At 60.7% G+C, this 20,763-nt stretch carries 21 protein-coding genes; 15 read left to right on the forward strand and 6 right to left on the reverse strand.

Annotated elements, in window-relative coordinates; all coding sequences use genetic code 11:
* The 5 genes from HW556_RS10345 to HW556_RS10365 all read left to right on the forward strand — a co-directional run.
* A partial coding sequence (locus tag HW556_RS10345) for a PHP domain-containing protein (RefSeq protein ID WP_246289608.1) occupies window positions 1-1,083 on the forward strand: 1,083 nt, incomplete at its 5' end.
* Between the two features lie 147 nt (window positions 1,084-1,230).
* A complete protein-coding gene (locus tag HW556_RS10350) occupies window positions 1,231-2,289 on the forward strand; it encodes a glycosyltransferase family 9 protein (protein ID WP_176899949.1) in 1,059 nt (352 codons plus the stop codon).
* Window positions 2,290-2,410: 121 nt separating this feature from the next.
* Entirely contained in the window at window positions 2,411-3,064 is a 654-nt protein-coding gene (locus tag HW556_RS10355; protein ID WP_176899950.1) for a hypothetical protein, read from the forward strand.
* Between the two features lie 159 nt (window positions 3,065-3,223).
* Window positions 3,224-3,529: a phosphoribosylpyrophosphate synthetase gene (locus HW556_RS10360; protein ID WP_176899951.1), complete on the forward strand. Its 306-nt coding sequence runs from the start codon at window positions 3,224-3,226 to the stop codon at window positions 3,527-3,529.
* A gap of 75 nt (window positions 3,530-3,604) precedes the next feature.
* Entirely contained in the window at window positions 3,605-3,967 is a 363-nt protein-coding gene (locus HW556_RS10365) for an OsmC family protein (protein ID WP_176899952.1), read from the forward strand.
* 95 nt (window positions 3,968-4,062) lie between these two features.
* Here HW556_RS10365 and serS read toward each other — a convergent pair whose 3' ends face one another.
* Entirely contained in the window at window positions 4,063-5,343 is a 1,281-nt protein-coding gene (gene serS / locus HW556_RS10370; protein WP_176899953.1) for a serine--tRNA ligase, read from the reverse strand.
* 492 nt (window positions 5,344-5,835) lie between these two features.
* Here serS and rho point away from each other — a divergent pair, with 492 nt between their 5' ends.
* Complete coding sequence (gene rho, locus HW556_RS10375; protein WP_176899954.1) at window positions 5,836-8,007, forward strand: transcription termination factor Rho; 2,172 nt, start codon at window positions 5,836-5,838, stop codon at window positions 8,005-8,007.
* A 183-nt stretch (window positions 8,008-8,190) separates the two neighbouring features.
* On the opposite strand, the gene HW556_RS10380 is transcribed toward rho, so the two are convergent.
* Window positions 8,191-8,667, reverse strand: coding sequence for a T9SS type A sorting domain-containing protein (locus HW556_RS10380; protein WP_176899955.1), 477 nt, complete (start codon window positions 8,665-8,667; stop codon window positions 8,191-8,193).
* A gap of 1,044 nt (window positions 8,668-9,711) precedes the next feature.
* On the opposite strand from HW556_RS10380, the gene HW556_RS10385 reads away from it, so the two are divergent.
* The gene (locus HW556_RS10385; protein WP_176899956.1) at window positions 9,712-10,374 is read left to right on the forward strand and encodes a DsbA family protein; all 663 of its coding nucleotides are present in this window, start codon (window positions 9,712-9,714) and stop codon (window positions 10,372-10,374) included.
* Between the two features lie 26 nt (window positions 10,375-10,400).
* Here HW556_RS10385 and HW556_RS10390 read toward each other — a convergent pair whose 3' ends face one another.
* From HW556_RS10390 to HW556_RS10405, 4 genes are all read right to left on the reverse strand, one after another.
* Window positions 10,401-11,027 carry a hypothetical protein gene (locus tag HW556_RS10390; protein ID WP_176899957.1) on the reverse strand — a complete coding sequence of 209 codons (627 nt, stop codon included), beginning with the start codon at window positions 11,025-11,027 and terminating at the stop codon, window positions 10,401-10,403.
* Window positions 11,028-11,191: 164 nt separating this feature from the next.
* Window positions 11,192-12,115, reverse strand: a complete 924-nt coding sequence (locus HW556_RS10395; protein WP_246289609.1) for a UbiA family prenyltransferase — start codon at window positions 12,113-12,115, stop codon at window positions 11,192-11,194.
* A gap of 65 nt (window positions 12,116-12,180) precedes the next feature.
* Complete coding sequence (locus HW556_RS10400) at window positions 12,181-13,044, reverse strand: class I SAM-dependent methyltransferase (protein ID WP_176899958.1); 864 nt, start codon at window positions 13,042-13,044, stop codon at window positions 12,181-12,183.
* A gap of 62 nt (window positions 13,045-13,106) precedes the next feature.
* Window positions 13,107-13,541 (reverse strand): hypothetical protein, encoded by a 435-nt coding sequence (locus tag HW556_RS10405; protein ID WP_176899959.1) that lies wholly within the window; start codon window positions 13,539-13,541, stop codon window positions 13,107-13,109.
* Window positions 13,542-13,921: 380 nt separating this feature from the next.
* On the opposite strand from HW556_RS10405, the gene HW556_RS10410 reads away from it, so the two are divergent.
* The 8 genes from HW556_RS10410 to HW556_RS10445 all read left to right on the forward strand — a co-directional run bounded on the left by HW556_RS10410 (window position 13,922) and on the right by HW556_RS10445 (window position 20,724).
* On the forward strand, window positions 13,922-14,560 hold the full coding sequence (locus HW556_RS10410) for a hypothetical protein (RefSeq protein ID WP_176899960.1): 639 nt from the start codon (window positions 13,922-13,924) through the stop codon (window positions 14,558-14,560).
* A 142-nt stretch (window positions 14,561-14,702) separates the two neighbouring features.
* Window positions 14,703-14,996, forward strand: a complete 294-nt coding sequence (locus HW556_RS10415) for a winged helix-turn-helix domain-containing protein (RefSeq protein ID WP_176899961.1) — start codon at window positions 14,703-14,705, stop codon at window positions 14,994-14,996.
* A 58-nt stretch (window positions 14,997-15,054) separates the two neighbouring features.
* Window positions 15,055-16,686 carry a DUF4153 domain-containing protein gene (locus HW556_RS10420; protein WP_176899962.1) on the forward strand — a complete coding sequence of 544 codons (1,632 nt, stop codon included), beginning with the start codon at window positions 15,055-15,057 and terminating at the stop codon, window positions 16,684-16,686.
* Between the two features lie 95 nt (window positions 16,687-16,781).
* Window positions 16,782-17,012 carry a hypothetical protein gene (locus HW556_RS10425; protein WP_176899963.1) on the forward strand — a complete coding sequence of 77 codons (231 nt, stop codon included), beginning with the start codon at window positions 16,782-16,784 and terminating at the stop codon, window positions 17,010-17,012.
* 6 nt (window positions 17,013-17,018) lie between these two features.
* The gene (locus HW556_RS10430) at window positions 17,019-17,396 is read left to right on the forward strand and encodes a hypothetical protein (protein ID WP_176899964.1); all 378 of its coding nucleotides are present in this window, start codon (window positions 17,019-17,021) and stop codon (window positions 17,394-17,396) included.
* A complete protein-coding gene (locus HW556_RS10435; RefSeq protein ID WP_176899965.1) occupies window positions 17,393-17,767 on the forward strand; it encodes a hypothetical protein in 375 nt (124 codons plus the stop codon). Before HW556_RS10430 ends, HW556_RS10435 begins: the two co-directional genes overlap by 4 nt.
* Window positions 17,768-17,847: 80 nt before the next feature.
* Entirely contained in the window at window positions 17,848-18,243 is a 396-nt protein-coding gene (locus HW556_RS10440) for a hypothetical protein (RefSeq protein WP_176899966.1), read from the forward strand.
* A gap of 90 nt (window positions 18,244-18,333) precedes the next feature.
* Window positions 18,334-20,724 (forward strand): transglycosylase domain-containing protein, encoded by a 2,391-nt coding sequence (locus HW556_RS10445; RefSeq protein WP_246289610.1) that lies wholly within the window; start codon window positions 18,334-18,336, stop codon window positions 20,722-20,724.
* Window positions 20,725-20,763: the final 39 nt, after the last annotated feature.

Genomic DNA, 20,763 nt, shown 5'->3' on the forward strand with positions numbered 1-20,763 from the left:
GGCCCATTTGCCTGGCGCGGTACCGCTACGGCTTCGGCTGTCCAGGTAGATGTGCGGCTGATAGCGCCCGCCGAGTTCACCAACCAGCTGCTGCTTACCTCGGCCACCGATGCTCACCTGAGTGGTGCGCTGACCGACGACGAGCTGCAGCCCGGCCAACCGGCCAGCCTGCGCCAGTGGCTCAAGCGCGAGCAGTTTGCCACCGAAACCGACCTGTATGAGCGCGCCGGCCTGCAGTACGTGGAGCCCGAATTGCGCGAGGGCCTCTGGGAGTTACCACTGGCCCGCCAGCACCAGCTACCCCAGTTGCTGGAGCCCGGCGACCTGCGCGGCTCGCTGCACAACCACAGCACCTACTCCGACGGCACCCACAGCCTGCGCGAAATGGCCACGTTTCTGCGCGACGGCGGCTACGAGTACCTCGGCATCTGCGACCACTCGCAGGCCGCGCACTACGCCAACGGCCTGCCGGTGGAGCGCGTGCGCCAGCAGCACCAAGAAATCGACCAGCTCAACCAGGAGTTGGCGCCGTTCCGTATTTTCAAGGGCATCGAGTCGGATATTCTGTCAGATGGCGGGCTGGATTACGCGCCGGCCGTGCTCGAAACCTTCGATTTCATTGTGGCCTCGGTGCATTCCAACCTCAAAATGGACGAGCGCAAAGCCACGACGCGGGTGCTGCGAGCCATCGAGAATCCCTACACTACCATGCTCGGCCACCCCACCGGCCGGCTGCTGCTGCGCCGCGAAGGCTACCCGCTCGACCATAAAGCCATCATCGACGCCTGCGCCAAACACAACGTCATCATCGAAATCAACGCCAACCCCTGGCGCCTCGACCTCGACTGGCGCTGGGTGCACTATGCGCTGGAGCAGGGCGTGCAGCTCAGCATCAACCCCGATGCCCACCACACCAGCGGCTACGCCGACATGCGCTATGGCGTGCTGATGGGCCGCAAGGGCGGCCTCACTAAAGCCACAACCTTCAACACAAAGTCAGTGGAAGAAGCGGCCGAGTATTTTGCCCAACGCAAAGCCAACATCAAGCCCCCGCTCGAATTCCAGGATTCGTTGTTTGGGTAAGAACGGCATTGGCTGAACAGAAAGAACGTCATGCTGAGCGCAGCCGAAGCATCTCTACTGCAATGCTAACTCTATGCGACTGCAACGAAGCGGTAGAGATGCTTCGGCTGCGCTCAGCATGACGTTCTTTTGCCTTCAAGTGAACAAATGAAGATTCTGATTCTGCGGTTTTCCTCTATTGGCGACATCGTGCTGACGACGCCCGTTATCCGGGCCGTGAAGCAGCAGGTGGCGGGAGCAGTGGTGCACTTTGCCACTAAGCCGGCCTTCCGCAGCATCCTGGAAAATAACCCCTACGTTGATCGGGTACATTGCCTCACAGGCAGCTTGGGCGAGCTGGTGGCTGAGCTGCAGGCCGAGCAGTACGACTTCATCATCGACCTGCATCACAACCTGCGTACCACCATCCTCAAGGCCCGGTTGGGGGTGAAGTCGAGCAGTTTCGATAAGCTCAACGCCCGCAAGTGGCTGCTGGTTAACTGGAAAATCGACACCATGCCCCAGCTGCACATCGTGGACCGCTACTTGGCTGCTGCTGCGCCGCTGGGCGTGCAGAACGATAACCAAGGGCTCGATTACTTCATTCCTGAACAGGACGAAGTGGAAGTGGACGAGGTGCTGCCGCCCGCTTTCCGCAACGGCTACGTAGCCTTTGCCATCGGGGCACAACACGCCACCAAGCGCCTGCCCGTCGAGCGCATCATCGAGCTGTGTGGGCTACTGCGCCGGCCAGTGGTGCTGCTCGGCGGCCCCACCGACGAAAGCACCGGCCACGTTATCGAGTTGGCGTTTGATGAGGGCGCGGCCGCCTCGCCGCCCTCAGAAGCCAGAATTCCGGAGAGTCCTTACTATTTCCCCAAAAGCCCAGGCCCGCAAGCCCGCCGGACTATCATCTACAACGCCTGCGGGAAGTTCAACCTCAACCAATCGGCCTCGCTGGTCCGGCAGGCGCAGCTGGTCGTTAGCCACGATACCGGGCTGATGCACATAGCGGCGGCGTTTCAAAAAGAGATTTTCAGCGTGTGGGGCAACACCGTGCCCGAGTTCGGCATGTACCCCTACCGCACCGAGTTTCGGGTGCTGGAAGTGGAGGGCCTGAGCTGTCGGCCCTGCTCAAAAATTGGGTTTGCCGAGTGCCCCAAAGGCCATTTTAAGTGCATGCACGACATCGTGTTCGACCTGCCGCCCGGCCCAGACGGACGCTAGAAAATAAAGTTGCCTTGCTGAGTGGAAATCTTGAAATAATGAAAAGAAGAAATGCTAGATTTGTCGCTATCTGGTCTGATAACGAACAAATTAAAATTTTGTCTTCTTTAAATTAAATTGCATGAAAATTTCTACTCTGCGCCTTTGGGCGTTTATGGCCACGGCTTCCACTCTGACCGCTTGCTCTCCTACCATTTATTTGGCCCAGGACTTCAGCTCGTACACGCCCCGGCACAAAACCATCGCCATTCTGCCCGCGGCGGTTACCATGCAGCTACGCCCTAACCAGGCCCGCAACACCACGGCCGAGCAAATGCACGAGCTGGAAGACAAAAGCGGTATCGACTACCAAGAGCAGATTTATGCCTGGTTGTTGCGCCGCTCGCAGCAGCAGGGCTACACAGTAGGGTTCCAGGATGTGCGGCAGACCAATGCGCTGCTGCGCGAAAGTGGTATTCCATCCTACGAGTTGCGCACCCACTCGGCGCAGGAGTTGGCCAAAATTCTGGGCGTTGATGCCGTGCTGACTACCAGCGTGCGCACCTCCAAGCCCATGAGCGACGGGGCCGCTATTGCCGTGGGCGTGCTGGTGGGGGCCTGGGGTGCCACCAACCAAGCCAACATCACCGTCAATATCAATGAGTCGGACGAGGGCAAGCTGCTCTGGAAGTACGATTACGTGGCCAGCGGCTCGGTTGGCAGCTCTACCGAAAATACTGTTAACGCGCTGATGCGCAATGCCTCCAAGAGATTTCCTTACACGCCTAAATCCTAATTTGGTGGTAGTCTGACCAGTAGCCACTTATTTCCTGGGGGCCGCTTGTGCGTAAAGCACGAGCGGCCCTTTGCTTTCAGTTCTCAAGCTCCGCCCGGATAAAGCACAACGGTTAGCGAGCGGCTGTGTACCGCTGATAGGGCCTTTCCCTAACCAGCTATGAAAACCTACGACACGCTCAGCGGAGCCATCCGCGACTTGCAGCTACACGGTTACGACCAGGATTTCAACCTGGCCGACGACCACCTGCACTGCTCCGGTCTTGATTTAAAGCTGCACCTCGCTAATTTCCAGGTGCGCGAGTTCTACCGCTTCGAGGGCGACACTGACCCCGGCGACGAAACCATCCTCTACGCCATCGAGTCAGATGAGGGCGTGCGTGGGCTGCTGGTGAGTGCCTACGGCGCCTACTCGACGCCGGCCAACGACGCGCTGATGCAGAAACTAAACATGCCCATCGCCTGAACTGTGCGACTATACAGTACTGGTGAAAGCAAGCCCCGAGTCCCTCACGGCTGATGTGCAGGCTGGCCGCCATACTTGATTCGCCGACGAGCCCGTAAGCGTAGGCGGCTTCGACAAAGGCCCCACGCACGCCCTACGCTGCTGCTTTCGGCCCTAGGAGCCTGCACGGCCATTACACTGCGCCTCTACGCCAGCCGTAAGCAGTGGCCGCTCAAAGAAGGTGCGGAGGTGCGCCCGCGCCATGGCCGCGTACACGAGCAAGACTGCGAGCAATGTGAAGAAACCGGCCAGCTGCTCGAACAGGTGGACAAGGAGCTGCGCCTGCTGGGCCCCCTCACACCCGAGCAGCGGAAGCGTCTGGAAACCATTTCCTCCAAGTGCCCCGTGCAGAAAAAAACGCTGCAGGTCAGCCTGCGCATTGTTATCACGCTACAATAGAACTAAAAAGCACGGGCTCTACAAGCGCAAAGCCCCTGATATCCGCACGGACATCAGGGGCTTTGCGCTGAAGAGTAGTTCTTTCATTCGGCGAATTATCCGCCAATCGTGTCGAATCCGCAGTACGAGTGCAGCACTTCGGGCAGGCGGATGCCTTCGGCCGTCTGGTTGTTTTCGAGCAGAGCGGCCACAATGCGGGGCAGGGCCAGGGCCGAGCCGTTGAGCGTGTGCAGCAGCTGGGTTTTACCACCGGCCTCCGGGCGGTAGCGCAGCTTGAGGCGGTTGGCCTGGTAGGTTTCGAAGTTGGAGGCCGAACTAACCTCCAGCCAGCGCTGCTGGGCCGCGCTCCACACTTCCAAATCGTAAGTAAGGGCCGAGGTGAAGCCCATGTCGCCGCCGCACAGGCGCAGCACGCGGTAGGGAAGCTCCAGCTTCTGCAGCAGCATTTCAATGTGGGCCACCATTACCTCAAGGGCCGCGTAGCTGTTTTCGGGCTGGGTGATGTGCACAATTTCCACCTTATCGAACTGGTGCAGGCGGTTGAGGCCCCGCACGTGCGCGCCCCACGAGCCGGCCTCGCGGCGGAAGCAGGGCGTGTAGCCGGTGTTGCGGATGGGCAGCCGCTCGGTGGCAATAATGTCGTCGCGGTAGAGGTTGGTAATGGGCACCTCTGCCGTCGGAATCAGGTACAGGTCGTCGGCGGTGGCGTGATACATCTGACCCTCCTTGTCGGGCAGGTTGCCGGTGCCGTAGCCGCTGGCCTCATTTACCAGAATTGGAACCTGCACTTCGGTGTAGCCGGCGGCACGGGCTTCGTCGAGGAAAAAGTTGATGAGCGCCCGCTGTAGCCGCGCACCCTTGTCCTTGTACACCGGGAAGCCGGCACCGGTAATTTTGTTGCCCAGCGCGAAGTCGATAATGTCGTACTGCTCAATCAGGTCCCAATGCGGCTTGGCGTCGGCCGCCAGTTCGGGCTTAGTGCCCCACTCGCGCACCACCTCGTTGTCATCGGCCCCGCGGCCAGCCGGTACGCTTTCGTGGGGCAGGTTGGGCAGCTTATAGAGCAGCTGCTGGAGCAGCTGCTCGGTGTCGGCCAGTTCGTCGGAATGCGTTTTGGTCTGCTGCTTAAGCTCGCCGGTACGCACCTTGAGGGCCTCGGCTTCGGCTTTCTGGCCACTTTTCATCAGCCCCCCAATCTGGCGGGCCAGCTCGTTGGCTTCGGCCTGCGCCTGGTCGTGGCTGGTTTGCAGCTCGCGGCGGCGCTGGTCGAGGTCGAGCACGGCCTGCACGTCGGCTTCGGCAGTGGGGTAGTGGCGCTTGGCCAAAGCAGCCAGCATGGCAGCGGTGTTTTCTTTCAGGACGGCAACTTGCAGCATATTGGCGGGGCAGAAAAAGCGAATTCGGAAGCCCAAAAATAGCCGTTTGATTCCGACCGCCAAGCGTAGGCCATTTCCGGGCCGGCAAAGCGCCCGCCCGCATCCTTTCAGCGGCGCCCGCCGTATAGGCTGCGAGCAGTTGCCTAAAGAGAGCCAGTGGGTTTTTCGGGGCCGCTGCCGCCAGTTTCGTGGCTGCCTGCCCACTCGTACCAGCCTGAGTGGCCGGATTGAAAGCCCGATTTGGCAGTTCCCGCATATTCCGTTAACATTGCACATACAAGTCGGCTTTAGCCGGCGGGCCCGTTAGCTGATTTATTCTTTACGCCCCGCCCGTCTTCGCCCTGCGCCAGCCGGTTTCACTTACCCTATTTCCTGCTTTTCCCTGCATCAGGCACCGTCCCGCGGTTGCTGCTGATGTCCGGAATGCCCCTTGCCTCGCTTACGCGGTGCGCGCGCGGCCCCGAATTCCCTTTTTTGCCCCCACATCCGTATATGTACACCATCGACGAGCTAAAGGACCGTTTACTGTCCGAGTTGAAGGAAATTGCCGAGAACATTGAAGTTGGTAATTTCAAGAAGCTGAGCAAACAAGACCTGATTTACAAGATTTTAGACCACCAGGCCAAGGGCCCCGCGCCGCGGCCTGCCGCCCGGCCCGCCGCGGAGCCAGTTGCCGCTCCCGATTCGGTAGTCGCCGAAGTAGCGCCTAAAAAGCCGGCTGCCCGCGCCTTGCAGGCCGCCGCCCCGAAAAAAGCGGCCGCGCGTCCGGCTACTAGCCGTACCAAAGCAGCGGCCGAGCAGGCAGCTCAGCAGGCCCCTACGCCACCGGCGGCACCCGCCGAACTGGCTGCCGCCGCCCCCGAAGCAACTCCCAGCCCTACGGCTCCGGAAGCACCATTGGATCCTTCGCCTACCTATTCTGACGTGACCCTGACGGCCACGCCCGCCGAGCCAGCTGCTGCTGTAGCTGCCGACGGAATCGAGGAGCCTGGCAGCGCCGACCGCCCGGTAAAGCTCTACCAGCGCCCCGAGCGCCGGGTCCGCACCGACCGGGCCGGCCGGCCCATCACGGCCTCCGATGCTGCCCTAGCCGATGTTGCCTTGGCCGACGTTGCGCTTTCTGATGATGTGGCCGGCGCTAACGTAGCCGCCGCAGTAGCCGACGAAACGGCTGTTGCCCCGCGCGCCGACCAGCCCCGCAACTTCCGCGACGACCGCGCTGACAATTACAGTGGCCGTGAGGGCCGGGAGAACCGGGAAGGCCGTGAGAATCGGGAGGGACGCGAAAACCGGAACGACCAGCCCCGCGAAGGCCGCAACCAGCGTGACGGCAACCGCCCCGATGGGCGGGAGCAGCGTGAGCAGCGCCGCGAAGAGCGGTTTGCCGCCCGTGAGCTTGCCCGCCAGCAACGTCAGGCCGAGCGCCAGAGCGGCGGCGGTGCCGAAGCCGGCCGTTCCGACCAGAGCCGCCAGGACCAGCCCCGCCAGGATCAACCTCGTCAGGAACAGCGCGGGAACGAGCAGCGCGGCAATAAGCTGCCAGAAATGGACCTCGTCATTCCCGGCGACGGTACGCTGGAAATGATGCCCGACGGCGGTTACGGCTTCCTGCGCAGCCCTTTCTACAACTACCTCACTTCGCCCGACGATATTTATGTGTCGCCGCAGCAGGTGAAGCAGTTTGCCCTCAAAGCCGGCGACTCGGTGAAAGCCACTATCCGCCCGCCCCGCGAAGGCGAGAAGTACTTCGCCCTTGTGGGCGTGGAAAGCGTGAACGGCCGCTCGGTAGAGGAAGCCCGCGACCGAATTCCGTTTACTAACCTCACGCCGCTCTTCGCCGATGAGCGCCTCAAGCTGTCTACCAAATCGGCCCAGTACAGCACCCGCATCCTCGACCTGTTCGCTCCAATTGGTAAGGGCCAGCGGGGCCTGATTGTGGCCCAGCCCAAAACCGGTAAAACGGTACTGCTGCAGGAAATTGCCAACTCAATTTCCGAAAATCACCCCGAGGTGTACCTGATGATTCTGCTCATCGACGAGCGGCCGGAGGAGGTAACCGACATGGCCCGCACCGTGAAGGCCGAAGTACTCAGCTCGACCTTCGACGAAACGGCCGACCGCCACGTGAAAATTGCCACCATCGCGCTGGAAAAGGCCAAGCGCCTCGTCGAGTGCGGGCACGATGTGGTAATTCTGCTCGACTCGATAACCCGCCTGGCCCGTGCCTACAATACAGTGCAGCCGGCTTCGGGTAAAATTCTGTCGGGCGGTGTCGATGCCAACGCTTTGCACAAGCCCAAACGCTTCTTTGGCGCGGCCCGCAACGTGGAAGACGGCGGCTCGCTCACCATCATCGCCACGGCCCTCATCGAAACCGGCTCCAAAATGGACGAGGTGATTTTTGAGGAATTCAAAGGTACCGGCAACATGGAATTGCAGCTGGACCGGAAACTGGCCAATAAGCGCATCTTCCCCGCCATCGACGTGCCTGCTTCCGGCACCCGCCGCGAAGACCTGCTCATGAGCAAGGACGAGCTCAACCGCATCTGGGTGCTCCGCAAGTTCATGTCCGACATGACGGCCTCCGAGGCCATGGAGTTCCTCAAAGACCGTATGAAAGGCACCAAGGACAACGAAGAATTCCTGCTTGCTATGAACGGCTAAACCGGTCAGACTGGCCGCATCAACACCAGAAAGCCCGCTTCGCACTATGCGAAACGGGCTTTCTGGTGTTGATGCGGCTAGCTGATGGACTGACTTAGAAATGTTGGAAGTAGATCGGGCAGAGTTGCTCCAACACTTGAAGCATAAAGGAAACAGCATTTTTTGCGAATTTCCATTATGCGCTTAATGCCGCACGAAACGCTGGACGTGGCGCTGGCCGGCGGTAGTGAGTTCTATTAGATAAAGGCCGGCCGGAATCTGTTGCACGTCAAATGAAGTACCACCTGCCATGCGGCCCGCAAGCACAGTGCGGCCGGTAGCGGTGTAAACTCGGTAATCGACGGGCTGGCCTGTGCCAGTGGGGAGCGTAATTGTTGTAGCGCCGGGGTTGGGGTAAATGAGAGCCTCCAGTTGCTGTGGGCCGGTAACCACTACTACCGCAGAAAACGCTTCACTACCGTCGCGGTCTACTTGGCGCAGGCGGTAGTAGCTAGAGCCGGCCAGCGGGGCCGGGTCGGTGAAGCTGTACGTAGCGCCCGAGCTGGTAGTGCCGGAGCCGGGTACTTGGCTAATTGGCGCAAAAGTCTGGCCACTAGCGCTGCGCTGCACCTCAAAATAGTCGTTGTTGAGTTCGGTGGCCGTCGCCCAGTCGAGCTTCACGCCAGAAGGGCGGGTCTGGGCAGTAAAGCTAATGAGCGTAACGGGCAGGGGCCTGCAGAAGGGATTGCCGCCTGTCGGTGGATCCTGTACAGGTCCGGTTGCAGCGCAATTGGGCCTGTCTCTTCCTTCCATGCACCAAGTCAGGTTGCCACTGAAAACGTTGCGGGTGCCTCCGTTAACTCCCGTAAATTCCCCGACGATATGCACATCTGCAAGATCCGACGAGGATAAAGCGCTACCATTAATAGAGCCATTGCCGGTTTGAACATCAATGTTGCCGCTTACGATGAGACGAGCATTCTGAGCAAGGTCAATACCACCCTGATTGCCCAGCAGCAAACAGCCAACATTCACAGTCGAGTTGCTTCCAATACGCATCTTAGCAATGAATTGCCCCAATATGGTGTGATTAACGTTAAGCTGCGATACGTCCAGTTGTGGTTGGCTCGTATTAGGAGCACTAACACCTTCTATGTCCAAAGTGCCGCGGTCGATGTTGAGGATACGGAGTATTTCGGGTGCTTCCCTCAGCGACCCATTACTGGAGATAGTCATTACCCCGGATTCCTTGCCGTTGGGTGTGCCTGACAAAGAGAAGTTTATGTCAAGGGTAACCGCACTAACGATTTTGATGACATCGGTAGAGGTGGGAGTAGTGGGAGTGGAACTCCCAAGGCAGCCTTCACCTGATACGATCCAAGTGCCAGGGCTATTAAAATTGCCGCCTGCAGGCTTTGAAGTGTAGGTGCATTGGCCCAGCGCGGTTTCGATATCTACCAGTAGCACAGCCACCAGTAGTATCAGAGAGGTAGAGAGAGTTTTCATAATACATCATCCGCTTAGCGAGGGTAAATGGCAGAAAGAGGGCGTACCAGTGGTAAGGCCCTTGCTTAACCAATATACTATTAAATTATCAAAAGGTATAATTTATAATTTGAATAATTATACAAAATAAGAATAAGACAGCACTATTTTGTTTAATGGGCTTCTGTCAGTCTAATTCTGATTTGGCTAACCTGATTTTGCGCCGGTACTTTGTCCCTTATGCAACCTACCCCCGCTTCCGACCTGCCTGAGTTACTCTACCTCTATGACGCCTACTGTGGCTGGTGCTATGGTATGAGCCCGGTAATGCAACGTGTACAAACCGATTTTGCGGACCGCCTGACCATCTCGGTGCTTAGCGGCGGCATGCTGGCCGGCGAGCAGGCCGAGCCCATCGGGGCGGGTTGGGACTACATAGCAGGGGCCATGCCGCAGGTAGAGCAGACCACTGGCGTGCAGTTTGGGGAAGCCTATAAGCAGTTGGGCGTGGCCGGTACCTATTTTCAGGATTCGGAGGCTCCGGCCCGCGCGCTGTACATCGTGCGCCAGCTTGATGCCCATGGCCGGGTGCTGGATTCTGCCCATGCCGTACAGCAGGCGCTGTTCAGCCGGGGCGAGGATTTAAACGATGTGCACACTTACAAGCCACTGGTGCAGGCGCTCGATCTGGACTTCGAGGAGTTTGCCCGCCGGTTTGCGCTGCCCGAAACCGGCGCGGCCGTCCGCCGCGAGTTCGAGGCTGTGGGCCGTATCGGGGTGCAGGGCTTCCCGACCATCATTCTGCGGGCCGGTTCGCAGGGTTACGTGCTCAGCCGTGGCTTCCAGCCCTACGACGTATTCGCCCGCAACCTCACCGACGCCTTGGCGCAGGCGGCCGAGTAACCGACTACAGACTGGTTATTAACAAATCATGGCAGGTGCACAACCTGCTTGCTGAGCGGCGACCAAGCCAGATGGCGACGGTCTTCTTTGCCCACCAGATAATCGAAGCGCACGGCATCGGGACGCTGGCGCAGGTCGTTCCAGGTGGCGTGGTCGGGGCTGGTGGGGGCAGGGCTGGGGTAGGCGGCGTTGGCGGCCAGGGCCGGGCGGCGGAAGTTGGCTTTGGCAAAGAACTCCCGCACGCGGCGGCGCACGTAGGCCTCGCGCTCGGCCTGGGTGGCAGTAGGCGTTTTCATTTCGTACACCAGCGCCGCTTCCAGCTCCGGCGAGGTCAGGATTTCGCGGAAGATGACTTCGCCCGTGGCCGTGGTAATGGTGAAAGTGGCCTCGCCACTGAGCACGGCCGGACCGCGGAGTACCAGCGAAAACACGTCGGCCGCGGCCTGATTGGAGAATACATGGCGGCTCCGGTTCGTCAGCAACGTATCGGACTGGGCCGTAAGGGTAGCGGCGCGAACGGTATCGAGCGGTTCGAGCGGGGCAGGAGTAGCGGTTTCGGGAGTGACGGCCTGCTCGGCGGGCTGGCTGGTAGGGCCGGAGCAGGCCGTAGCCAGCGGGAACAGGGCAGACAGCAGCAGCAGGCGTAGGCGCATAACGGAGGAAGGTGAGGGGCTTGGGCAGGTTTTACGCAAAGACAAACCCAGTGGTTAAAGTGGTTTGGGAGTCTGTTTAGCACCCTGAAATTCGTGCGGGGCTACCCGCTGCAGTCGGCGCGCTGCCCGATGAAAAGCTGCTGGTTCCGTCCTCGGCCCGGGCACTAAAAAAGCAGCATCAGCGCAAAGGCCAGGCTCATGCACAGCGAAGAAACCTGGTTCATGCGCATGGTGCGGTCGAAGTCGGCGGCGGCCTCATCCTGCCACACGGCCCAGGCCCAGCGCCCGAATAGCCACACCACCGGGCCGGTAGCCACCAAAAACAGCAGCAAGTGAGTGGGCTCGTGGCGGCGCAGATAGGTGTAGGCCAGCAGCCCGGCCCCGGCCGCCAGCGCCAGCCCGGCAAACACAAACGTACCCCGAATTCCGAGCCGCAGACTCAGCGTCCGGTCGCCGCGGCGGGCATCCTCGGCGTGCTGGTACACCTGCGTAAGCGGGTAGGAGCCGGCTAGAAACAAGCTGCTCACCAAGGCCAGCAGCAGGTTGTCAGGGGCTACAATCTGCACCGAATCGGCCCCCACGCCCACCTGGGTCATCAGGAACGTGTAGGCACCCTGGAACACCACCACCACGGCCGTGCTCAGCAGCGGGTACTTTTTCAGGCGGATGCCCTCGTAGCTATAGGCCTTCGACACCAGCAGGTACACGGCCACCAGTCCCGCAAAGGCCGGACTCAGCAGCCACCCACCCAGCACCGCCAGCGCATCGAACAGCCACACCAGGTGCAACAGCTCGGCCGACACTTTAGGAGGCGTGCGCAGGCCGCCGATGCTGCCTTCGTCGCGGTCGTAGTAGCTGTTGTAGCCGTTGGAAGCGGGGTAGGCCAGCAGGTGCAGCACCACGAACACGCCCACCGCCCGCCAGGGGCTGAAGGGCTCCCGCAAAGCGCTCAGCCCAAACCAGAACACGGGCATCAGATACACCGAAAACGGTATCCGCAGCAGCGGAAAGGCGTTTTTGTACTTGGTAAGTGACAAGTAGTCGTTGATAATGCGCGTGAGGGGAGGGGGAAAGGTAAGCTGGTGCAATTTGAAGAAAGAACGTCATTCAGCGCGTAGCAAAGAATCTCGCGTGCAAATCGTTGAGCAGACTATTACAACGATTTGCACGCGAGATTCTTCGCTACGCGCTGAATGACGTTCTTGCTCTCCTCTTGCTCTCCATCTTCACGCGCTGCCCGTGGCACGCCAATCAAATACGTTACCTGCGGGCCCCACCAATGGCGCACTTTGCCGGCCTGCCAGGCGAAAGTGCCTTCCGGATCGGCGCGGTGAGCCAAGTCCAGTAGCTTTTCGGGCGGGTACATGCGCAGAATGCTTACGCAGCCGTCCCAGATGGTGAACAGCGGAATGAGCGGCACCATGTAAGTGAAAAACAGTCGGCTGAGGCGGAATGGACGGATGAAAGGCGTGATGAGCAGTTGGGCTACCGGCAGCACCGAAACCGCCAGCAGCAGCTCCAGCCAGTGCTTGCCCGCGCCCTCAAACACGCCAATGCCAGTACGCTGTCGCACGGCATCGGCCAGCAGGGCCTCGGCGGCGGCGGGCGGGAAGTGGTGGAAAGCGGAGAAGATGGTGCGGAAGCCCGGCAAATCGGCGGGTACGGCCAGCGCGTTTACGGGGGCCAGCTCAAACTCCAGACCGGGCGTAGCGGCCTGCAGCGGCTGCCACGCGGCCGGCTGGGGGTAGAGGTCGGTGAGGCAGACGCGGGCTTCGGGGAGGCCACTGGCCCGCAGGTCGCGCAGTACGCCGGCCGTGCCGCCGCCCGCCCCGGCCCCCAGCTCCAGCACCCGCGTTTGGCCGGTGTGGCGCAGGGCCGCCAGCAGCAGCGGCACAATGGGCCGGTAGGTACCCAAAGCCGAAATCATAAACCGCAGGTAGTCCATCATCCCAGCCCTAATAACCTTCGGAAACCAGGGCAAATCCTCAAATTCGAACAGTTGCAGGCGCAGCTTCATGCCGTGAGCTTACGGGCAGAGCAGGCGTTGCGTTGGCCGGCCCGGCCCGCGCAGGCGGGTCGCTAGGCCGGGCGCTGCGATGGGGCGGCTATGTGCCGGGCGGGGCCGTAGAGCCACAACACACCCAGCACCGCCGCCACGCCGTATGGCAGCGAAAACGGCAGCAATTCGGCCAACGAATTCATCGGAACGAGGTCGAAGAGCAAAACGTTGATGAGCAGAAAAAACAGGATGATACCCGTCAGCGCCATTGTGCGGCGTGGCCAGTTGGACTGCAGACGGCTCATGAGCAGGAAAAAGGGCACCACCAGCGGCACGATGGCCAGCGACGCAAGTGCTGCCGTCAGGCCCACCATCAAGGCAATCGAATAATCATCTAGCCGTGCGTAGGAGAAATCCAGTACCAGCCAGAGGGTGCCGCCGAGGTTGCTCAGCAACCACAGAATAAGGGTGCGGGTAATGGTAGAGTAGTTGGCCGAAGTATAGGTGTGCGTCATAAAAGTGGTGGCTAAGAAAAATGAGAGGATACATTTAGGGCCGAAGACCGAGTAGACGAACGGCCGGCGACAGAAGCATTGCAGCCAAAACTTACGGACCCAAAGTCTGCTCTGGTTTGCTCCAAAGCAGGTTTTTAATGGGAAACGGCTGTTTCAAAATGGGGCGTCCGTAGTTGTTCCACCTCGCGTCTGTAGCCTGGTTTCAGACCCGTACGGCCACCACCTGCGTCGGGTCCTCCACTCATTTTGGGACGAATTCGGACCTCTATCGGGCTAACCTGCCCGTTTACAAATGGGGCGTGTCGAAAAAAACAAGCAGCGACAAGACCGGAATTGGTAAAATAGTCGTTGCTTTGTAGTGCAAAGTTCTTTTTGAAGATATGGCCCAGCCCACTCCCGATCCGCTTGCCCAACTCACCGAGATTCGCGCCATTATGGAGCGGTCGTCGCGCTTTATTTCGCTGAGCGGACTGGCCGGGGTAGGGGCGGGGCTGGTGGCGCTGGCCGGGGCCGGAATCGGGCACTGGTACCTGAAGGGCCTGTATCAGCAGGCCGGCTACCTCGGGCTGCTGGAAACCTCGGCAGCCGAGCGGCGGGCGGTGCTGCCGTTTCTGCTGCTGCTGGCGGCGGGCATTGTGGTGGTGGCGCTGCTGGTGGCCATGTTTTTTACGGTGCGCCGGGCCCGCCGCAATGGTCAGCCGCTCTGGAGCGCGTTGGGCCGGCGGTTGGCCGTCAGCCTGGCTATTCCGCTGGTGGCGGGCGGGCTGTTCTGCATTGCCTTGTATATAGACGGTGCAGTGACTCAGGTGGTGCCGGGCATGCTGCTGTTCTATGGCCTGGCGCTGCTCAACGCCAGCAAGTACACCCTCGACGAAATCCGGTGGCTGGGCCTCACCGAAGTCGGCCTTGGGCTGGTAGCTATGTTGATTCCCGGCCTTGGCCTGATGTTCTTTGCGCTCGGTTTCGGCCTGGGCCACATTGGCTACGGCCTGCTGATGTATAATCGGTACGAGCGGTGAGTACGCTCAACACGTCATTCAGAGCGAAGCGAAGAATCTCGCCTGCTGACATTGTAGTTGTAAATCAACGACTTCGCGCGAGACTCTTCGCTTCGCTCTGAATGACGTTTTCATCACCACATCACCTTATCAATTCACCTCCTTGAAGCACCTGATTCACACGCTCAATAAGGCTTTCGACAACCGGGTGCGGTTGGGCGTGATGGCGGTGCTCATGGCCAACGAGGTGGTCAGCTTCACCGAGCTTAAGGAAGCCCTCGACCTGACCGACGGCAACCTCGCCAGCCACGTAGCAGCTCTCGAAAAAGTAGGCTACGTGAGTGTCAGCAAGCAATTCATCGGCAAGAAGCCTAATACTACCTATTCGGCTTCCAAGGAAGGCAAAACGGCTTTTCAGGAACATCTGGCGACGCTGGAAAAACTGTTGCGCGGATAGTAGTGCTCTTTTTTTGTCTCTCAACTTTGAAATACAAAGTTCTTTTAAATAAATTGATATGACCACATTCACCGTAAATCCCGCTGCTGGCCCTGCTACTGCCGCCACTACGGCCCGCCGCATTCCGCTGCCCCTCACGGCCCTTCAGAAACTGCTGCTGCCACTGGGCGCGGTGCTGTTCGACGTGCTGTTCTACCGGCAGGGCGTGGGCCTGAATCTGGCGCTATACACGCTGTTTGTGGTGGCGGCTACGCTGGTGGGGCTACCGAAGCACGCGGCGGCGTGGCGCTCGGGCTATTTCCGGCTGCTGCTGGCTGGTACGCTGTTGAGCGCGGGCGCCGTGCTGTGGTACGGCTCGGCGGCGGCCTGGCTGGCCTGCGTGGCTTCGCTGGTTATGCTGCTGGGCTTCGTGAACCAGCCCCATTTGCGGCTGCTGGCTTTTGCGTTGCTCACGGCGCTGGGTGGCGCGGCGCGGGTGCTGCCGGGGCTGCTGCCATATCTGCGACTGCCCAGCGCCGGAGCGGGCCGCTGGGGTCGCACGCGGTTCTACGGCCGTTTGCTGCTGGCGCCGTTGGCGGTGCTGGTGGTTTTCCACTTCCTGTTTGTGCTGGCCAACCCGCGCTACGAGGCGCTGGCCGGGCAGGTGCTGGGTTGGCTCGGCGACTGGCTGCTGGCGCTACTGCCCGCTATTTCTATCCTGCACGTGCTGTTTTTTTCGGTTGGTTTCGCGCTTACGGCCGGAGCACTGGTGGTCGTGCCGCTGCACTTTTTCCAGGACCAAGAGTCGCGGATGGGCGAGTTTGTGTGGCGGAAGCGCGACCGGGTGGCTTCGCTGGGCGTGCGCCGGCCCGACTTCCGGAACCTCAACCGCAAAGCCCTCGATTTGCGCAAGGAATACCTGGCGGCGCTGGCCGTGTTCGGCCTAGTGAACGCGCTGCTGCTGGTCGTCAACGTCATTGACATCCGCTGGATTTGGTTCGGTTTCGTGCCGGGCCCGGGGTTCGACCTCACCCAGTTCGTGCACGAGGGTACCTACGTGCTCATTTTCAGCATTCTGGTGGCCATGGGTATCGTGCTGTGGTTTTTCCGGCGCAACCTCAACTTCTACCAGCCCGGTTTGGCGGCCCTGCGCTGGGGCGCTACTATTTGGGTGGTGCAGAACGCGGTGCTGATGGTGTCGGTGGGGCTGCGCAACTACTATTACATCCAGTACACCGGCTTGGCCTACAAGCGCATTGGGGTGTACGGGTTTCTGTTGCTGACTTTTTTCGGCTTGGTTACGGTGCTGCTCAAAATCTGGCAGCGCCGCTCGGCCTTTGCGCTGGTGCGCCTCAACTCGCTGGCCGCCTACGGGCTGCTGCTGTTACTGGCCCTGGGCAACTGGGAAATCTGGATTGCCCGCTACAACCTCAACGCCCGCTTCGGCACCCTCGACCTCGGGTTCCTGCTCGAAATGCCTGCCCGCGTGCTGCCCGAGCTGGCCGCCCGCCAGCAGGTACTTGATGGCATGAGCCGCATCATTATCAGCCCGCCCGGCTCCTACACCGAAGAAACGGCCCCGCCCGCCGAGGCCCGCGCCCTCATTCAGCGCCGTCTCGCTGCCTGGCAGCTGAATTACAAGCGCCAACGCACCTGGCAAAGCTGGACTGGGGCTGAATCGGCGGCCTTTTATGCAGATGCTAGCCAGTAGCGGCTAACTGTCGGCTCTGTTCTGCCTGATCAATTTCAGAGAAATCGTCCATCGAAAGCTAGCAGCCATCAGCTGATAGCCAACAATTTGAAAGCATGAATTTCTTCCTCACTTTCCTCGGTCTATTCTGGTGCGTGGCCAGCATCGTTATCCTGGCCACGCTGCTTGTCTGGCGCGAGCGGGCCGCCACACCGCCCGAGCGGAGCCGCCGCCTGCTGGCCGTGGTGCTGCCCGCTGCGGCCGTGCTGCTGGGTTCCATCCTCTGGACGCTGCTGCACGTGATGCTGCTTTGGGGCTCAGGCGCGGCAACGGTGGCGACACGCTAGATGAGCATGCAGTCAGCTACTCCTACCTCTCCCGGCCGCTGTCTGGCCGTTCTGCTGGCCACCGGGGCCGTGCTCTGGATGAGCTGGCAGATACCCGGCTGGTACCGGCTGGGCTCGTCCGACACGGCCACTCTCGCTGCGCTGGTGCGGCTTTGGCAGCAGCCGCTGCTGGTGGCGGGGGTGGTGTCGGGGGCCAACGCCGTGGTGCTTTACCGGGCCACGCTGCCGCTGGCCCTGCCTAATACCCCGGCCTCGCTCCTTGACCGGCCCCGCTACCAGGCCGATTTCGTATTCTGGCTCTGCGTACTATTCCATCTGAGTAGCCTACTGCTCCTGTTGCTGCTGGGGACCGGCTGGCTGCTGCTAAACCCGCTCGGGCAATGAGACCGACCACATCACATGCGAGCCAGCTTTGGCAATTTGTATGGCAGGTGCTACTGCCGGCCGTGCCGCGCCTGGCGTGGCTGGTGCTGGGGCTGGTGGGATTTTTCCTGCTCAACTTGGGTTTTGAGGATGAGCTGTGGCCCCATCATCCGCGGGCGAAACAACTGCTCATACCCCTGCTCGTGCTCAGTCTTGGAGCGTTGCCGTGGCTGGGGGGGCATGTGGCCCGGCAGGTACGGCGGAACGTGCAACGGTGGTGGTGGCGCCGGCTCTGGCAACTGGCCACCATCGGGGCCTACACGGTGGCAGTTTTTTCCTCCATAATGATCTTCTCATTATTGCTGGTCGAGCTAATAAGTTGGGTTCGGTAGCCCAACGGTAGCCGCAGCAATTTCGCTAGCTTACCGGTCACGGCGCCTAGCAACTCCGCCAGCCCCTGACATCCCGCCTAATGGCCCGTACTGCCCTGCTGATTCTGCTCATTGTGGCCCTGCTCTTCGAACTGATACTGACCGTAGGCGGCTTCTTCGCTCCCGAAATGCTGCTGGCGAAATTCGGCGTCGGCGTTACGCCCGATACGCGGTTTCTGGCCTTTGTACTGGCCTGGCTGCTACTGTTCGTGAGTCTGGCTATTATGCTGGCCATCGTGTGGGTGTGGCGGCGCCATACGGGCTATCCGGCCCTGTGCTACCTGCTGGGCTTTTGGTGGATGGGCATTGGGTTGGGCCTATACCTCGTTTACGGGCGCTTCGACAACCTGCTGCTCGACGGGCTGAAGGGCCTGCTGCTGGTGCTGGCCACCTGGGCTACGCAACGGGCGGCGGTGCGCGAATTGGCCAACCAGTAACTGAACCGTTTCGGGCGGGCCGGCCGCAACTGGTATATTTGCGGTTCCGCTGCCGGCTTGCCCGGTGCTGCCTGCTACTCCGCGCCCTGCATGTCTGCTTCCCAAAGCCCTCAACCAACTGATTCCGCTGCTGCTGCTGCCCGTCCCCGGCGGCGCTGGCCCAACCGCGTTTCCCGGCTACTGTGGGCCGGTTTTGTGGTGGGACTGGGCATATTTCTGCTTTACCCGATTCTGGTAAGCATGAACTTCATGTTCCTGTTCGGCAAGTCGCCGAGCCTGGAGGAGCTGGAGAGCCCGCGCGTAGAGCGGCCCTCGCAGGTGTTCACCGCCGACGGCGTGCTGCTGGGCCGCTACTTCCGCGAAAACCGCAGTCCGGTGCCGCTCAGCAAGATGTCGCCCTGGCTGATTAAGGCCCTCGTTGCCACGGAGGATGCGCGCTACCAGGATCATTCGGGCATCGACCCTATTGCTATAGCCCGGGCCGTGGCGGGCGTGGCGACGGGTGGCAACGGGGGCGGGGGCTCCACCATCACGCAGCAGCTGGCCAAAAACCTCTACAAAACCCGTCGCAAAGAAAACACTGGTGCGCTGGGCCGGGTGCCGCTGGTGGGTACCATTATCAGCAAAACCAAGGAGTGGCTCACGGCTGTGGAGCTGGAGCGCCGCTACACCAAAAACGAAATTCTGGCCCTGTACTTCAACACCGTCGAGTACGGCTCGCAGGCCTACGGGGTGAAGGTGGCCGCCAAAACGTTCTATAGCACCTCGCCCGATTCACTAACCGTCGAGCAGGCGGCCATGTTGGTGGGCATGCTTAACAACCCTACGGCCTATAACCCCCAGTTCCACCCCGAAGCCGCCAAGCGCCGCCGCGACCTGGTGCTCACGCGCATGGGTCAGGCTGGCGTGCTGTCTGGCGATGAGGTAGCTGCCCAGCAGGCCACGCCCATCGTGCTGCAGTACCAGGTCGAAAAGCACGTGGATGGGCCCGAAACCTACTACCGCAGCGCCATCAGCCAGCGGGCCAACGAGTGGTGCAAGGCGAATGGCTACGACCTCTACCGCGACGGCCTGAAGGTGTACACCACCATCGACTCGCGCATGCAGACCCACGCCGAGGAATCGGTGGACAAGAAGATGAAGAGCCTGCAGCAGGCCTTCGACCGATTCTGGCGCAACCGCGGCACCGACCCCTGGGTGGACGAGGACGGCAACGTGATTCCCAACTTCATCGAAACCCAGATGAAGCGCACCCAGCAGTACAAGCGCCTGGCTGCCCGCTACGAGGGCCAGCCGGCCAGCCTCGATTCGGCCCTGAACGCCAAGCGGCCCATGAAGGTATTTACCTGGAAAGGAGACCGGGACACCACGCTGCTGCTCTCGCCGCTCGATTCGCTGGCCTACTACAAGCAGTTCCTGCACGCCGGCCTGATGTCGATGGACCCCTACACCGGCCAGATCAAGGCCTGGGTGGGCGGCATCGACTACCGCTTCTTCCAGTACGACCACGTGAAGCAGGGCAAGCGCCAGGCCGGCTCTACCTTCAAGCCCTTTGTGTACCTGACGGCCATCGACAACGGCTACGCCCCCTGCGACCGAATTCGGGATGAGCGCGTGACCATCAACTACGTGGAAAACGGCGAGCCCATGGAGTGGAAGCCCGACAACGTAACGCGCGAGTACACCGGCATGAACATGACGCTACGCTACGCCATGGCCCGCTCGGTGAACTCGGTTACGGCCCAGCTCACCGAGAAAGTCGGCTGGGACAACGTGGCCAAGTACGCCCACAAAGTAGGCATCAAAAGCAAGCTGCTGGGCGTGCCCAGCATCGGTCTGGGCTCGGGTGGTGATGTAAGTGTGTACGAGATGGTGAATGCCTATAGCACGTTCGTCAACCAGGGTTTCCGGCCCGAGCCTATGCTCATTACCCGCATCGAAGACCAGAACGGCAACGTGCTGGTGCAGTTCGACCCCCGCCAGAAGCGCGTGATTCCGGCCGAAACAGCCTGGCTGATGACCTACATGCTGCGTGGCGGCATGGAGGAGCCCGGCGGCACGTCGCAGGCTCTCTGGGATTACGACCTCTGGAAGAAAAACAATCAGATTGGCGGCAAAACCGGCACCACCAGCAACTACTCCGACGGCTGGTACATGGGCATCACCAAAGACCTGGTAACCGGCGTGTGGGTGGGTGGCGAAGACCGCAGCATCCACTTCGTCGGCTCGCAACAGGGCGAAGGCGGCCGCACGGCGCTGCCCATCTTCGGCACCTACATGGAAAAACTCTACAAAGACCCCGAGCTCGACCTCCGAATGGGCCCCTTGCCCCAGCCGACAGTCAAAATCAACAAGAAGTACACGTGCGTTACGGCCGAACCCCGCCGCCGCCCCGAACCCGTCGACAGCCTCGTGGTGGATGATTTACTGGAGAAGATCAACCAAGGCGTCATTGCTATTCCCGACAGCATCAAGCTTTAAAAGCGGTGAGGCAGTTCATTGGCAGCTCGCTGCCAGTGG

The organism is Hymenobacter terrestris (assembly GCF_013377905.1).
GTDB lineage: Bacteria > Bacteroidota > Bacteroidia > Cytophagales > Hymenobacteraceae > Hymenobacter > Hymenobacter terrestris.